Origin of the sequence: Streptomyces sp. NPDC059247 (genome assembly GCF_042754005.1) — a bacterium.
Lineage (GTDB): Bacteria > Actinomycetota > Actinomycetes > Streptomycetales > Streptomycetaceae > Streptomyces.
In genome coordinates, this window is sequence record NZ_JBHYZW010000001.1 from 762,146 (window position 1) to 776,092 (window position 13,947).

The following is a 13,947-nucleotide window of genomic DNA, read 5'->3' on the forward strand; positions in this document are numbered from 1 at the left end:
TGAACCGCAGAAGGTGACCCACGTGAAGAACCGACACCTCGTCTGTCCTCTCGCAGCCGCGACCGCACTCGCCCTCGCGGGCTGCGGAATGCTCCCGGGTGCGGGCGGCGGGACGAAGACCGTCAACATATGGCTCATGCGGGACAGCGTCAGCGAGGACTTCCTCAACCGCTTCACCAAGGCGTACGAGGAGGAGCACGACGGCGTCGAGCTCAAGGTCACCGTCCAGGAGTGGACCGGCATCGGCAAGAAGGTCACCGAGGCCATCCAGGGCTCCGGCGGACCCGACGTCATCGAGGTCGGCAACACCCAGGTCGCGCAGTACGCCGACACCGAGAAGCTCTTCGACCTCACCCTGGAGTCCGTGCGCGACCTCGGCAGCGAGGACTGGCTGCCCGGTCTCGCCCAGCCCGGCAGCATCGGCGGCTCGCAGTACGGCATCCCCTGGTACGCGGCGAACCGCATCGTCATCTACAACAAGGACCTCTTCGCCGACGCGGGCATCGACAAGCCCCCGGCCACCCGCGCCGAGTGGCTGAAGAACACCGAGAAGCTGAACCACGAGGGCTCCCAGGGCATCTACCTCGCGGGGCAGGACTGGTACACCCTGGCCGGATTCATCTGGGACGAGGGCGGCGAGCTGGCCGTGGACAAGGGCGGGGAGTGGACCGGCGCCCTGGAGAGCCCGGCGTCCCAGCGCGGCATGGCCTTCTACAAGGACCTGCAGTCCCTGGGCTCCGGACCCAAGAACGCCGACGAGCAGAACCCGCCGCAGGCCGACGTCTTCGCCAAGGGCGACGTGGCCCAGCTCATCGCCCCGCCCAGCGCCGTCGCCGCCATCCTCAAGGCCAACCCGGGCCTCAAGGACAAGCTCGGCTACTTCCCGATCCCCGGCAAGAAGGCGGACCAGCCCTGCGTCGTCTTCACCGGCGGCTCCGACCTGATCATTCCGGAGAACGCGCCCCAGCGCGCCGCCGCCCTGGAGGTCGTCAAGGCCCTGGCGGGCGAGAAGTGGCAGTCCGAACTCGCCCGCGCCATGGGATACGTGCCCAACAAGAAGGGCCTCGCCTCCGTCGTCGCCAACCAGGAGGCCACCGCCGTCATGGCGAAGGCCGCCGCACGCGGCCGGGCCACCCCCAACTCCCCCCAGTGGGCGAACGTCGAGGCCGACAACCCCATCAAGCCCTACATGACGGCCGTCCTCCAGGGCGAGGACCCGGTGAAGGCCGCCAAGCGCGCCTCCGAGGCGATCACGGAGAGCCTCGCCGAATAGCATTTCAGCGTTCGCACACCCGCGATCCCCCATCCGGTCACGTCGAATCCAGCCGGTCACGGAAGAAGTAAGGAGCCGGGCCACCGCTCGCACGGCCCGGCTCCGACCTCGCCCCTTCCGTACGCCGGAGGAGTCCGACATGGCCGCACCGACCCCCACGCTCGCCACGCCGTCCGCGCCCGCCACGCCGTCAGCCGCCCCGACCGCGCCGTCCGCCGCCCCGGGCCCGGAGCCCACCGCCCCGGAGCGTCCCGCCCCCGGCCGGCCGGGGACCACCGCAGGCCGGACACGGTCCCGCGCCGGGCGGCCCGCGCCCGGGTACCTCGTCGGGCTCGCCCGGAACCAGGAGGACGTACGGGCCGCGCAGCGCCTGCGCCACCAGGTCTTCGCCGGGGAGCTCGGCGCCCGGATCGAGGGCCCCGAACCCGGTCTCGACACCGACGCCTTCGACGCGCACTGCGACCACCTGCTCGTCCGCGAGGAGACCACCGGCGAGGTCGTCGGCACCTACCGCATCCTGCCGCCCGACCGCGCCGCCGTCGCCGGGCGGCTCTACTCCGAGAGCGAGTTCGACCTCTCCCGGCTCGCACCGATCCGCCACGACCTGGTGGAGGTCGGCCGCTCCTGCGTCCACCCCGCCCACCGCGACGGCGCCGTCATCGCCCTCATCTGGGCCGGACTCGCCCGCTACATGACGACCACCGGCCACAACTGGCTCGCGGGCTGCTGCTCCCTCCCGCTCACCGACGGCGGCGCCCTCGCCGCCGCCACCTGGGACACCGTCGAGGCCAAGCACCTCGCCCCCGAGGAACACCGGGTCACCCCGCACAAGCCGTGGAACCCCGACGGCATCGCCCGCCCCGAGGCCCGCACCCCGCTCCCGCCGCTCCTGCGCGGCTACCTCCGCCTCGGCGCCCAGGTCTGCGGCGCCCCCGCGCACGACCCCGACTTCGGCGTCGCCGACCTCTACGTCCTGCTCTCGCTGCGCCGCACCGACCCGCGCTACCTCCAGCACTTCCTGTCGCTCGTCCCGGCCCCGTGAACGGGGCCGCCGCTCCCTCGCCGTGGCTCCCCACGGCGCCCTGCGTCCCCGGCCGCTGCACCGCCCACGAGCCCGTCCGCCCGCCCGGACCTCCCGGAGACCCGGCGGGCGTCCTCCGGGCCCTGGCCCGGCTCGTCGCGGGCCTCGGCGCCCTCGCCCTCGGACTCCTGTGCGCCCCGGCGGCCGGTCCGCTGCCGGTCGCCGCCCGGCACGCCCTCGTCCGGTGCTGGACCCGGACGGCGGTCCGCGCCTTCGGGGTCCGCGTCCGCCACGAGGGGGCGGCCCCCGCCACCGGACCGCTCCTGGTCGCCGCCAACCACGTCTCCTGGCTCGACGTCCTCCTGATCGCGACCGTGCTGCCCGGCCGTACGATCGCCAAGGCCGAGGTGCGCGGCTGGCCCGTCCTCGGCCTCCTGGCGGCCCTCGGCGGCACCCTCTTCCTCGACCGGGACCGGCTCAGGACCCTGCCCGGCACCGTACGGACGGTGTCCGGGGTGCTCGCCGGAGGCGGCCGGGTGGTCGTCTTCCCCGAGGGCTCGACCTGGTGCGGCCGGGCCCGGGGACGCTTCCGGCCCGCCGTGTTCCAGGCCGTCCTGGACGCCCGCGCCGCCGTCCAGCCGGTGCGCGTGGAGTACGGGCCCACCGACGCCGCCGCCTACGTCGGGCCCGACTCGCTCGCCGCCTCGGTCCGGCGGATCGTCACCACCCGCCGCCTCACCGCCGTGGTCCGTCTCGGCGAGCCCCTGCCGGGCCCCCGGTACCCCGACCGCCGGGCCCTGGCGGCGGCGGCTCAGCGGGCGGTCGCGAGGGACAGCGCGAACCTGCCCGCGCCGTCCGTCCACCAGCGGTCCAGCTCCAGGCCCGCGGCGGCCAGCTCCGTCCGCACGCCCGTCTGACGGAACTTCGCGGACACCTCCGTCCGCATCTCCTCGCCCGCCGCGAACGGCACCGCGAGATCCAGCTCCGGGATCTTCACGGTGAGGGCGCGGCGGGCCCGCAGCCGCATCTCGATCCACTCCCGTTCCCGGTCCCACACGGCCACGTGGTCGAAGGCGTCCGGATCGAAGTCCGCGTCCAGCTCCCGGTCGATCACGGACAGCACGTTCTTGTTGAACGCCGCCGTCACCCCGGCCGGGTCGTCGTACGCGGCGACCAGCGTGGCCTCGTCCTTCACCAGGTCCGTACCGAGCAGGAGGGCGTCGCCCGGAGCGAGCATCGCCCGCACCGACCGCAGGAACGTCGCCCGCTCCCCGGGCAGCAGATTGCCGATGGTGCCGCCCAGGAACGCCACCAGGCGCGGCCCCGGCGTCCCCGGCAGCCCGAGACCCCGGGTGAAGTCGGCGACGAGCGCGTGCACCCGCAGCCCCGGCCGCTCGGCGAGCAGCGCCTCCGCCGCCCCCGTCAGCGCCGACTCGCTCACGTCCACGGGCACGTAGCTGTCCAGGCCCGGCAGCAGCGCGTCGATCAGGAAGCGGGTCTTCTCCGAAGAACCCGAGCCCAGCTCCACCAGGGTCCGCGCCCCGGTCACGGCCGCCACCTCCGGCGCCCGCGCCTTCAGGATCTCCCGCTCGGCCCGGGTCGGGTAGTACTCCGGCAGCCGGGTGATCTCCTCGAACAGCGCGCTGCCCCGCGCGTCGTAGAACCACTTCGGCGGCAGCTCCTTGGGGGTGCGCGTCAGCCCGTGCAGGACGTCGGCGCGCAGATCGGCGCCCGCGGCGTCGGGGGCGAGGGTACGGGTCAGCTGGAACGGGCTCACTCGGACGGCTCCTTGAGCGGGGTGAGGGTGACGTCGTCGCGGGTCGCGGTCACGAGCGTCCGCCCGGGAACCGCCCGCCAGCGCGGATCGTCGTCGTAGGGTTCGGAGGCCACGACCGTCCGGCCGTGACCCGTCAGGTACCACAGGCTGTTCCCCCACGCGGTCGCGCTGATCCGCTCGCCGTCGGTGAGGAGCAGGTTCAGCCCGGCACCCGGCGCGGCGGCGGCCACCTCGCGCACCGTGTCGGCCAGCGCCCGGCCGGGCTCGTCCCCGGCCCGCAGCCGGTGCAGCACGAGCGCCCAGAGCAGCGCCGCGTCGGTGCGGGCCTCCATCCGCAGCAGCTCGCCCGCCCCCAGCGTCGCCGCGAGCGGCACGAGCGCGTCGTACCAGTCCGCGACGGCGCCGTTGTGGCTGAACAGCCAGGGCCCGGCCGCGAACGGGGCAGCCGCGGCCTCCCCGTCGGCGCCCGGCAAGGTCGCCCCGCGGACCGCCGCGAGCAACGCCCCCGAGCGCACCACCCGGGCCAGATCGGCGAAGGACAGGTCCCCCCAGATCGGGCCCGCCCGCCGGTACCGCGCGGGCACCGGATCGCCCTCCGCGTACCAGCCCACCCCGAACCCGTCGGCGTTCACCACACCACTGGTCTGCGCCCGGGGCTCCCAGGACTGCCGCAGCAGCCCGTGCGGAGGCCTGACGAGCAGCTCCCCGAGCGCCACCGGTGTTCCCACATAAGCGATATGACGACACATCAGACAGGCTCCGCGTCCCGTGCGGTCCGGAATCCGGCGAAGATCTGCCGCCGCACCGGCAGGTCCCAGTTACGGAAGGTGCCCCGGCAGGCGACCGGGTCCACCGCGAACGACCCCCCGCGCAGCACCTTGTGCCCAGGGCCGAAGAAGACCTCCGAGTACTCCCTGTACGGGAAGGCCCGGAAGCCCGGATACGGCAGGAAGTCGCTGGCCGTCCACTCCCACACGTCACCGATCAACTGCCGTACGCCGAGCGGTGACGCCCCCTCCGGCCAGCTCCCGGCGGGGGCGGGGCGCAGATGCCGCTGCCCCAGGTTGGCGTGGCCGGGACCCGGGTCCTCGTCCCCCCACGGGTACCGCCGGGACCGCCCCGACACCGGGTCGTGCCGTGCCGCCTTCTCCCACTCGGCCTCGGTCGGCAGCCTGCGCCCCGCCCAGCGCGCGTAGGCGTCCGCCTCGTACCAGCTCACGTGCACCACCGGCTCCTCCTCGGGCACCCGCTCCGTCGTCCCGAACCGGCGGCGCAGCCACTGCCCGCCGTCGAGGTGCCAGAACAGCGGCGCCGCGATGCCGTGCTCCCGCACCTGCGCCCAGCCCTCGGGCCGCCACCAGCGCGGGTCCGTGTAGCCGCCGTCCGCCATGAACGCCAGATAGGCGCCGTTGGTGACCGGCGTGGTGTCCAGGCGGAACGCCGCCACGAACCGGACGTGCGCCGGACGCTCGTTGTCCAGCGCCCAGGGTTCCCCGGAGGTCCCCATCGTGAACGGGCCGCCGGGGACGAGGACTTCGGCGGGCAACGGTCCGGACCGCAGATCGGGCGGCGGGAGATCGGGCAGCGCGGACGGCCCCTCACGCAACTGATGGGTGATCAGCATCGTCTCGTCGTGCTGCTGTTCGTGCTGTGCGATCATCCCGAAGGCGAACGCCTCGTCGAGCAGCGGACGGCCCTCGAACCGCGCCCCGGCCAGCACGTCCAGGACCCGGGACCGCACGTCCGCCGCGTAGGACCTGGCCTCGCCGGGCGCGAGCAGCGGCAACGAGGGGCGCGCGGAACGCGGATGCTCGAAGGCGTCGTACAGCGAGTCGATCTCGGGCCGCAGCGCCTCCCGGCCCGCCACGGCCCGCCACAGCCACTGCTCCTCCTGGTTGCCGATGTGCGCCAGGTCCCAGACCAGCGGAGACATCAACGGGGAGTGCTGGGCGATCAGTTCGCCGTCCTCGACACAGGACGTCAGCAGCGCCGTACGGTCCCGGGCGGAGCCCAGCGCGGCCAGCACCCGCCGCCGCAGGTCCTCGTGCCCGACGGTCCCGGACTCCGTCTCCGTCGGCGTCATGACGTCACCGCCTCGAACTCGTCGGCCGGGCAGCTCCCGGGGATCACGTACCGCTCGTGGAACGCGGCGACCGCCTCCCGCACCTCGGGACCCGCCCCGATCCGGGGCAGCGCCTCAAGGGCCGCGGCGAACACCTCCCGGGCCACCGCGTGCAGTTCCGGATCGGCCAGCCCCTCCCGGGCGGCCGTCAGCCAGAGCGGATTGCGCGGCGCGGGGCCGGGACCGGCCCGTTCCGCGAGCGGTCGCACCGCCCGGTACGCGGTCTCCGCCGCCTCGGGATCGTCGAACACCGCCGTCGTCACCGCCACCGGCACCATCCAGCCGTCCGCGCCGGACTGCGCGTCGACCATCCGCAGTTCCAGATGGCCCCGGGGCCGTACCGGCGGGAAGAGCGTCGTGATGTGGTAGCGCAGATCGTCGGCGTCGGGCGGCCGGGGCCCGCCCGAACGCAGCCAGTCGCGGAAGGTCAGACCCTCCGGCACCGCCCACGGCCCCTCGTCCGCCCGTACGCACATCACCGGGGTGTCCAGCACGTGCGCCGTCCACTCCTCGCGCGGCTCCTCGTCCGGGGTCGGGGCCAGCGCCCGCAGCGGATCGAGATCGGTCCACAGCGCCTGGCGCGTGGACCGCCAGCCCGTCCGGCGGCCACCGTGCCGGGGCGAATTGGCGAAGGCCGCCACCAGTACGGGCCCCAGCAGATGCGCCAGGCGCCACCTGCGGTGATAGCCGAGCGGCCCGGGGCCGGGCAGACCCGCGTCGAGACAGATCTGCACCGAGGCGGACTCGCACATCATCGCCCGGCCGGCCGGACCCGTCCGGTTCAGGGCCGTCTCCATCGCGTCGTAACGGGGCTCCTGGAGCACCCGTCCCCGGGGCGCGTGCCAGGGGTCCACCCCGTAGCCGTTGAGGGTGAGGCCGAGCGGCCCGAGCGCCGACCTGACCGCCCGCAGATCGGCGGAGAGGGAGTCGAGGCACTCCATGAGCGAACCGGCCGGGCGCGAGCTGAGCTCCAGCTGCCCGCCGGGTTCGAAGGTGAGCGCCGACACCAGCGGCAGCGACCGCACGGTGTCGAGGGCCGCCGCGAGGCGCGGCGGCCGGACCGGGAGCCGGGGGTCGCGCAGGTCGTGCACGAGCCACTCCAGCTCCGCCCCCACGGTGCGGGGCGGGCCGGTCTTGAAGCAGATACATCGGAGCAGATCCTCCGCGTCCCCCTCGCTGAGAGGGGGACCGCCGAAGGGTGTGCCGCTGGACGGCATCCGAACACCTCCTGGTCATCGGGACGGGTCCCGGGGAGTTGCTGTCTCCACCTAAAGCCACCTCCGGACGGCGTGCAAGAGCGCCCCGCGCCCTCCGAGCGCGCCCCCTGTGCCCCCGCCCGTCCGAAATCAGCCCCCGCCCCGACCCGCCCGGCCCGGCACCACCGGAAAACCCGTTGTCCCGCCCCGGAGGAAACGATCAAGCTGGGGACATGAGTGCACGACTGCGCGCCCTCGCGCGCCAGACCGAGGAGATCGTCGCCGCGGGCCACTACCGGGCCCCCGACGGCCGGACCGTCTCCCTCGTCGAGGACCTGGCCGCCGCACTGGCCGGAACCCGGCTCCACGGCCCCGGTCCCGTCCCCGTCACCCCGGACACCGACCGCGTCCCCACCCTCGACGTCACCCCCGAGAGCAGCCTCGCCGCCGCCCGCAGGATGACCGCCGCCGACGCCACCCGACCGGTCGCCGTCCTCAACTTCGCCTCCGCCCGCAACCCCGGCGGCGGCTACCTCAACGGCGCCCAGGCCCAGGAGGAGGCGCTCTGCCGCGACTCCGCCCTCTACACGACCCTGCTCCGCGCCCCCGCCTACTACGCCCACCACCGCGAGGACCGCGACGCCCTCTACACCGACCGGGTCATCCACTCGCCCCGCGTCCCGGTCTTCCGCGACGAGCGCGGTGCGCTCCTCGGCACCCCCTTCACCGTCGGATTCCTCACCTCGCCCGCCCCCAACGCGGGCGTCGTCCACCGCCGCACCCCGGAACGGGCCGCCCTGCTGCCCGCCGCCCTCGCCTCCCGCGCCGAACGGGTCCTGGAGACGGCAGCCGCCGCCGGATACCGGCGCCTCGTCCTCGGTGCCTGGGGCTGTGGCGTCTTCCGCAACGACCCCGAGCAGGTCGCGGGCGCCTTCCGGGCCCTGCTCACCGGGGAAGGACGGTTCGCGGGCCACTTCGAGGAGATCGTCTTCGCCGTCCTGGACCGCGCCCAGGGCACGCCGACCCTCGCCGCCTTCACCCGGGTCTTCGCGGCACCCGCCTGACATGCGGCCCCGATGCCCCCGTGCCAGGCTGAAGGGATACGGACCACTGTCCGACACCCGTCACGGGAGGCACGATCGTGGGCAGGAAACAGACCCGTACGAACAAGGGAGCGCGCACCGGCGGCCACGAGCACCGGAGCGACGCCGCGGCGAAGGAACAGTCCGCCGAGATCCCCAAGACCGAGACCACCATGCCCCTCGTGGAGCACGCGTCCCACCGCAAGGAACGCAAGTTCGGCCACAACTGAGCCGGACCGGGCGAAGGCCGGGGGCCGCCCCGGAGGCGACCGGGCACCGTCCCCGGACCTGACCGGGCCGCCATGAGGCCCGGCCCGGAGATCGACACCGGACACGGGCTCACGGGACACGGAGAACGCGGAACGGGGAACGGGGAAGCGGAAGGGCTACGGGGTCCGGCGCCGTCTCGGCACCGGGCCCCGTCCCCGTACGCGTACCCCTTCCCGACCCCGACTCTGCTCCCGTACGCGTACCCCCTCAGGGTCCCCGTACGGGAGCCCCCGCTACTTCGCGTCGCCGACGGTGATCTCCACGCTCTCCGTCGCCACCGGGCCCACCGGGGGCGACGCCACCGGCCGGTCCTGGGTGCCCGGGTTCATCGTGGCGAGCAGCTGACGGGCCAGACCGAGACCGGTCCCGCCCATGGTCAGCGCCTTGGCGAAGACGTCCGCCATGCCGTCGGCGCCGTTCAGGAGCACCATCTGGTCCACGTTCCCGAACGCGGACGCGCCCGCCGAGACGATCTCCGGCCACTTCTCGGCCAGTTGCTGCGCGACCACCGCCTCCTGGTTCTCCGCGAGCGCCGCCGCCCGCGCCTTGATCGCCTCGGCCTCCGCCAGGCCCTTCGCCCTGGTCGCCTCCGCGACCGCGAGCCCCCTGGCGTGCTGCGCCGCCGCCTCGGCCTCACCCGTGAGCCGGGTCGCCGTGGCCTTCGCCGCGCTCGCCAGCTCGGTCTCCTTCGCCTCGGCCTCGGCCGCCGAGATCCGGGCGTCCCGCTCGGCGGCGGCCAGCGTCCGGGTCTCGTACGCCATGGCGTCGGCCGGTTTGCGCACCTCCGCCTGGAGCTGCTGTTCCTTGCGGAAGCCCTCCAGTTCGGCGACCCGGGTCTCCTGGACGACGACCTCCTGACGGGAGGCGGCGTCGGCCAGCGGTCCGGCCTGCCGGGCCCGCGCGGACGCCTGGTCCCGCTCCGCCTGGTAGCCCGCCTGGAGGATCTCGCTGTCGCGGGTGGCCTCCGACATCCGGGCGGCGGCCTGCTGTTCGGCCTCGGTGGCCCGCCGGTTCGCCTCCGCCTGCGCGATGCGCGCGTCCCGCTGGACGGCGGCGGCGTGCGGCGCGGCGAGGTTCTTGATGTATCCGGTCGGGTCCTCGATCTCGTGGATCTGGAGGGAGTCGACGATCAGACCGAGCTTCTCCATCTCCGTGCCGCAGGCCGACCGGGCCTGCCCGGTCAGCTTCTCCCGGTCACGGATCATGTCCTCGACGGTCAACCCGCCGACGATGGCCCGGAGATGACCGGCGAAGACGATGTGCACCCGCTCCGACATGAGCTTCTGCTGGTCGAGGAAGCGGCGGGCGGCGTTGGCGATCGACACGAAGTCGTCACCGACCTTGAAGATGACCACCCCGCGGACCTTCAGCGGAATGCCCTGATGGGTGACGCACTCCACGGACAGCTGGGTCTCGTTGAGGTCGAGCGAGAGTTTGCGCACCGCCTGCACGCCGGGCGTGACGAGGGTGCCGCGACCGGTCACGATGCGGAACCCCATGCCCGCGCCGAGACCTTCGTTCTTGTGGTTGGAACCGGAGATGATCAGCGCCTCGTTGGGTTCCGCGACGCGCCACATCATCTTGAACACGACGACGAGGACGGCGAGGGCGCCGACGACGGCGCCCGCCAGGATGCCGATGCTCATGAGCAGGGTCCCCCTTCACCGGATCCGGTGCGGACCCGGTGAAAGGGAGTGTGCGCCCGTGCCGGGCGTCGCTCAACGGTCCGGTCAACTGTCGTACGCGGCTGTGACGTAGACGGTGCGTGGAGGGAGATGTTCCATGACCGTCACGACCGTGCCGACCTCGATCCGTTCCTTCGGCGCGGCCGGATGGGCGAGGAAGTGCTCGGCGCCGCCCCTGATCCGGACGATCACCTCGCCCACGAGGCCGGGTCCGACGGTGCCGGTCACCCGGCCGATCAGCCCCACCATCGAGGAGTCCATCGACGCGTCGTCCATGACCGAACGGTACGTCAGATCCACTCGTCCAGCGCGGACATGAACCCTTCGAAGTCGTCCCGGTGGATGCTGTGGCCCGCCTTCTCCACCGTACGCACGGTGAAGCCGCGTTCCGCCAGCATCCGGGCGTCCTCGGGCGAGATCAACATGCTCGGGTCGGCGAGGGTGACCAGTGAGGGCACGGTCGGCGCCTCCGGCCACAGATCGGCTCCCACGAACGGGCTCAGACCGTGGGCGGACCGCTCGTCCCAGAGCCGTACCGAGGCCATCTCGGTGTCGAGGTCCTCCTCGGTCCACTGCGGGTTGAACACCCTGATCTGCTCCCGGGTCATCGACTTGCCCAGGACGAACAGTTCGGCCCGGTAGGCGCGCAGGTGCCAGGCGGGGTCGGAGTAGACCGCGCGGGCCGGGCGCAGCCGGTCGAGGGCACCGGCCAGGACGAGTCCGCCCAGCGAGTGGCCGACGGCCAGCTCCGCACCCGCCGGGAGGGTCTCGACGAGGTCGTCGGCGTAGTCCGACGGCCGGTACTCCTCCGGGCCCGCGGCCCGCGCGCTGGCCCCGTGCCCCCGCAGGTCGACCGCTATCACCCGGTAGCCGCGCCCGGCGAGCGCGGGCCCGACCCGCCGCCAGGTGCGGTGGTCGGCCATGATGCCGTGGACGAGCAGGGCGATCCGGTCCCCGGATCCCCACGTGGTGGTGTGCAGGCGCACGGTGCCGCCTTTCTGACGGAGTCGCGTGCGCCGACACGGGTCAGCGCACGCTGCGGACGGGGCGCACGGCGAGTGCGCCGAGCACCGACAGTACGGCGGCGACCAGGAAGAGCGCCGTGTACCCGCCACTGAGCGAGACGACGAGGGAGGCGACGAACGGGGCCACGATCTGCGGGCCCGCGTTGGCGACGTTGAGCACGCCCATGTCCCGCGCGGCGTCCTCCGCCTTGGGCAGCACCATGGTCACCAGGGCGGTGTCGACGGCCATGTAGCAGCCGAAGCCGAGGCCGTTGACGACGGAGAAGACGAGCATCGCGGTCCAGCTCGACGAGAGGGCCGGGACGAGCAGGGCGACGGCGGTCAGCGCGGCGGAGGCGCCCACGAAGAGCTTGCGCCGGTCGAACCGGTCCGAGAGCCAGCCGCCGAGCACGGTGGACACCATCATGGCGACGGCGCCGACCGGCATCAGGATCGCCACCGCCCCCTCGGCGCTGAGCCCGGCGGGCAGCACGGTGTGGTCCTTGAGGATGTACAGCTGGAATCCGGCCACCGAGAAGTAGCCGAGGACCAGCAGGGCGCGGCCGATGAAGGCCCAGCGGAAGTCGTGGTGCCGGAGCGCGTCGCCGAAGGCCGCGATCTGGGCGCGGACCGGCACCGGCGCCCTGGCGGGCATCCGGCGCTCGGGGGCGCAGGCGGTGAAGAGGACGGCGGTGCCTGCGACGATCGCGCCGAACACGAGGTAGCCGGTGCGGTACTGCTCGGAGAAGGCGGCGCCGACGAGGGCGCCGATGGTGGACCCGAGGGGGAGGCCGAGACCGACGGCGGCCGACGCCTTGCCCCGGGAGGCCGTCGGCACCCGGTCGGGCACCACGGAGGTCAGGGCCGCCTGGTAGACGTTCATGACGGCCTGTCCGAGGCACCAGACGATGGTGACGAGCAGGATCGAATGGACGCCGCCGAGGAGCAGCATCACCGGCAGGACGAGCAGACCGCCCGCGAGGATCCACGGGTTGCGTCGCCCCGAGCGGTCGGAGAGGGCGCCCGCGACCGGGTTGAAGACGGTGGCGAAGACGGCGGAGATGCCGGAGACCAGTCCGAAGTTGGCCACTTTCCCGGCGGGGTCGATGTCCTCGATCTGGAGCGCGAGGAGCATACCGGGGACGCCGATGTACAGGGCGTACATGGCGGTGTTCCCGGCGAGGAGCAGGGGCAGCAGGCCACGGGTGGGGCGGCCGGGCGCGGGCGAGCCCGTGCCGTCGGCGGTCGGTGGTGCCGGGTCGGCCGCACCGGTGGTGCCGGGGCCGGGGCCGGGGGAGGAAAGGGCCACGGTGCCCTCCTGGGGGAGATCGCCCGACGAAGGGGCGAGAAACGGATCGAGACGAGAGGATTACGCGTGTCAGTGACACGTGTAAGCAGTGTCTAGCACCCAAATCCGGCCATCCGCCAGACCCTGCGCCGGATTGTTCTGGAAAGATGCCGGAGCGATGAGCCAGCCAACCGAACAGTCCTCCGAACGGCCCGCCGGGCGATCGGTCCCGACCAGCGCCGACGTCGCCCGCCTCGCGGGCGTCTCCCGGGCCACCGTCTCGTACGTCCTGAACAACACCTCGGCCGTCCGCATCAGCGAACCGACCCGGCGCCGGGTGCGCGAGGCGGCCGAGGAACTGGGGTACGTCCCGCACGCCGCCGCCCGCAGCCTGCGCGCGGGCCACAGCCGGATGGTGCTGCTGCCCGCCGCGCACGTCCCGGTCGGCCCCCTCTACAGCCGCTTCCTCGACGACTTCCAGGAGGCCCTGCGCCGCCTCGACTACACCGTGGTCCAGTACGGCAGCGTCGGCCTCGAAGCCGAGGAGGCCGCCCGCGCCTGGGCCGAACTCCGCCCGGTCGCCGTCGTCTCGCTCGGCGAGATCCAGCTCACCGCCCAGGGCGTCGAGATCCTGAAGCGCTCCGGCGCCAAGGCCGTGATCACCCTCGGCACCCGCGGCGTCGAAGGGGCCCACGCCCTCGTCATGGACCAGGACCGGATCGGCGAGGCGGCCACCGCCCACCTCCTGGCGGGCGGCAGGCGCCGGATCGGCGTGGTCGTACCGGAGGAACCGGGGCTCGCGATGTTCGCGGGCCCCCGCCTCGACGGCGCGCGCCGCGCGGCCGAGGGCACCGGCGCCACCGTCGTACCCCTGCCCCTGCGGTACGAGGAGGAGCCGGCCGCCGAACTCGCCGGACGCTGGCGCGCCCTCGGCCTCGACGGCGTCTTCGCCTACAACGACGAGTACGCGATGCTCCTGATGCGGGCGCTCCAGGACGCGGGCGTCGACGTGCCCGGCGACACCGCCGTGATCGGCGCCGACGACCTCCTCCTCGGGCGGCTGCTGCGCCCCCGGCTCAGCACCGTGCGCATCGACATGGTGCTCGGCCGGGAACTGGCGGAGCTGGTCGACAGGGCCGTACGGGAGCCGGACGCGGTGCCCCGCACCCACTCCCTGATGGAGTCGCGGGTCGTCCGGCGCGAGTCCGGCTGAACGCTTAGCGTCGGAG

Annotated in this window: 14 protein-coding genes; 6 read left to right on the top strand and 8 right to left on the bottom strand. The window is 73.7% G+C overall.

Annotated features, from left to right (window positions below):
- The first annotated feature begins 22 nt into the window (after positions 1-22).
- From ACFXGN_RS03160 to ACFXGN_RS03170, 3 genes are all read left to right on the top strand, one after another.
- On the top strand, positions 23-1,273 hold the full coding sequence (locus ACFXGN_RS03160) for an extracellular solute-binding protein (RefSeq protein ID WP_384852670.1): 1,251 nt from the start codon (positions 23-25) through the stop codon (positions 1,271-1,273).
- Between the two features lie 139 nt (positions 1,274-1,412).
- Positions 1,413-2,315 (top strand): GNAT family N-acetyltransferase, encoded by a 903-nt coding sequence (locus ACFXGN_RS03165; protein ID WP_384852673.1) that lies wholly within the window; start codon positions 1,413-1,415, stop codon positions 2,313-2,315.
- Positions 2,312-3,211: a lysophospholipid acyltransferase family protein gene (locus ACFXGN_RS03170; RefSeq protein WP_384852676.1), complete on the top strand. Its 900-nt coding sequence runs from the start codon at positions 2,312-2,314 to the stop codon at positions 3,209-3,211. Before ACFXGN_RS03165 ends, ACFXGN_RS03170 begins: the two co-directional genes overlap by 4 nt.
- Here the strand turns inward: ACFXGN_RS03170 and egtD are convergent.
- Genes egtD through egtA form a run of 4 tightly spaced genes read right to left on the bottom strand, consistent with a single transcriptional unit; the run spans position 3,106 to position 7,410 of the window.
- Positions 3,106-4,071 (bottom strand): L-histidine N(alpha)-methyltransferase, encoded by a 966-nt coding sequence (gene egtD, locus ACFXGN_RS03175; protein ID WP_384852678.1) that lies wholly within the window; start codon positions 4,069-4,071, stop codon positions 3,106-3,108. The genes ACFXGN_RS03170 and egtD overlap by 106 nt on opposite strands.
- A complete protein-coding gene (egtC, locus tag ACFXGN_RS03180) occupies positions 4,068-4,820 on the bottom strand; it encodes an ergothioneine biosynthesis protein EgtC (RefSeq protein WP_384852681.1) in 753 nt (250 codons plus the stop codon). Before egtC ends, egtD begins: the two co-directional genes overlap by 4 nt.
- Entirely contained in the window at positions 4,820-6,154 is a 1,335-nt protein-coding gene (gene egtB, locus ACFXGN_RS03185) for an ergothioneine biosynthesis protein EgtB (RefSeq protein WP_384852684.1), read from the bottom strand. The genes egtC and egtB overlap by 1 nt, the downstream gene beginning before the upstream one ends.
- Positions 6,151-7,410, bottom strand: a complete 1,260-nt coding sequence (gene egtA, locus ACFXGN_RS03190) for an ergothioneine biosynthesis glutamate--cysteine ligase EgtA (RefSeq protein WP_384852686.1) — start codon at positions 7,408-7,410, stop codon at positions 6,151-6,153. Before egtA ends, egtB begins: the two co-directional genes overlap by 4 nt.
- Before the next feature lie 212 nt (positions 7,411-7,622).
- On the opposite strand from egtA, the gene ACFXGN_RS03195 reads away from it, so the two are divergent.
- Positions 7,623-8,453, top strand: a complete 831-nt coding sequence (locus tag ACFXGN_RS03195; RefSeq protein WP_384852688.1) for a TIGR02452 family protein — start codon at positions 7,623-7,625, stop codon at positions 8,451-8,453.
- Between the two features lie 77 nt (positions 8,454-8,530).
- Positions 8,531-8,701, top strand: coding sequence for a hypothetical protein (locus tag ACFXGN_RS03200; protein ID WP_384852691.1), 171 nt, complete (start codon positions 8,531-8,533; stop codon positions 8,699-8,701).
- 273 nt (positions 8,702-8,974) lie between these two features.
- On the opposite strand, the gene ACFXGN_RS03205 is transcribed toward ACFXGN_RS03200, so the two are convergent.
- The 4 genes from ACFXGN_RS03205 to ACFXGN_RS03220 all read right to left on the bottom strand — a co-directional run bounded on the left by ACFXGN_RS03205 (position 8,975) and on the right by ACFXGN_RS03220 (position 12,739).
- On the bottom strand, positions 8,975-10,387 hold the full coding sequence (locus tag ACFXGN_RS03205) for an SPFH domain-containing protein (protein WP_384852693.1): 1,413 nt from the start codon (positions 10,385-10,387) through the stop codon (positions 8,975-8,977).
- Positions 10,388-10,471: 84 nt separating this feature from the next.
- Positions 10,472-10,702 carry a hypothetical protein gene (locus ACFXGN_RS03210; protein ID WP_384852696.1) on the bottom strand — a complete coding sequence of 77 codons (231 nt, stop codon included), beginning with the start codon at positions 10,700-10,702 and terminating at the stop codon, positions 10,472-10,474.
- 14 nt (positions 10,703-10,716) lie between these two features.
- A complete protein-coding gene (locus ACFXGN_RS03215) occupies positions 10,717-11,412 on the bottom strand; it encodes an alpha/beta fold hydrolase (protein WP_384852699.1) in 696 nt (231 codons plus the stop codon).
- Positions 11,413-11,452: 40 nt separating this feature from the next.
- Positions 11,453-12,739, bottom strand: coding sequence for an MFS transporter (locus ACFXGN_RS03220; protein WP_384852701.1), 1,287 nt, complete (start codon positions 12,737-12,739; stop codon positions 11,453-11,455).
- A 157-nt stretch (positions 12,740-12,896) separates the two neighbouring features.
- Between ACFXGN_RS03220 and ACFXGN_RS03225 the strand changes: the two genes are divergently transcribed.
- Positions 12,897-13,931, top strand: coding sequence for a LacI family DNA-binding transcriptional regulator (locus ACFXGN_RS03225; protein WP_384852704.1), 1,035 nt, complete (start codon positions 12,897-12,899; stop codon positions 13,929-13,931).
- The last annotated feature ends 16 nt before the right edge of the window (positions 13,932-13,947 follow it).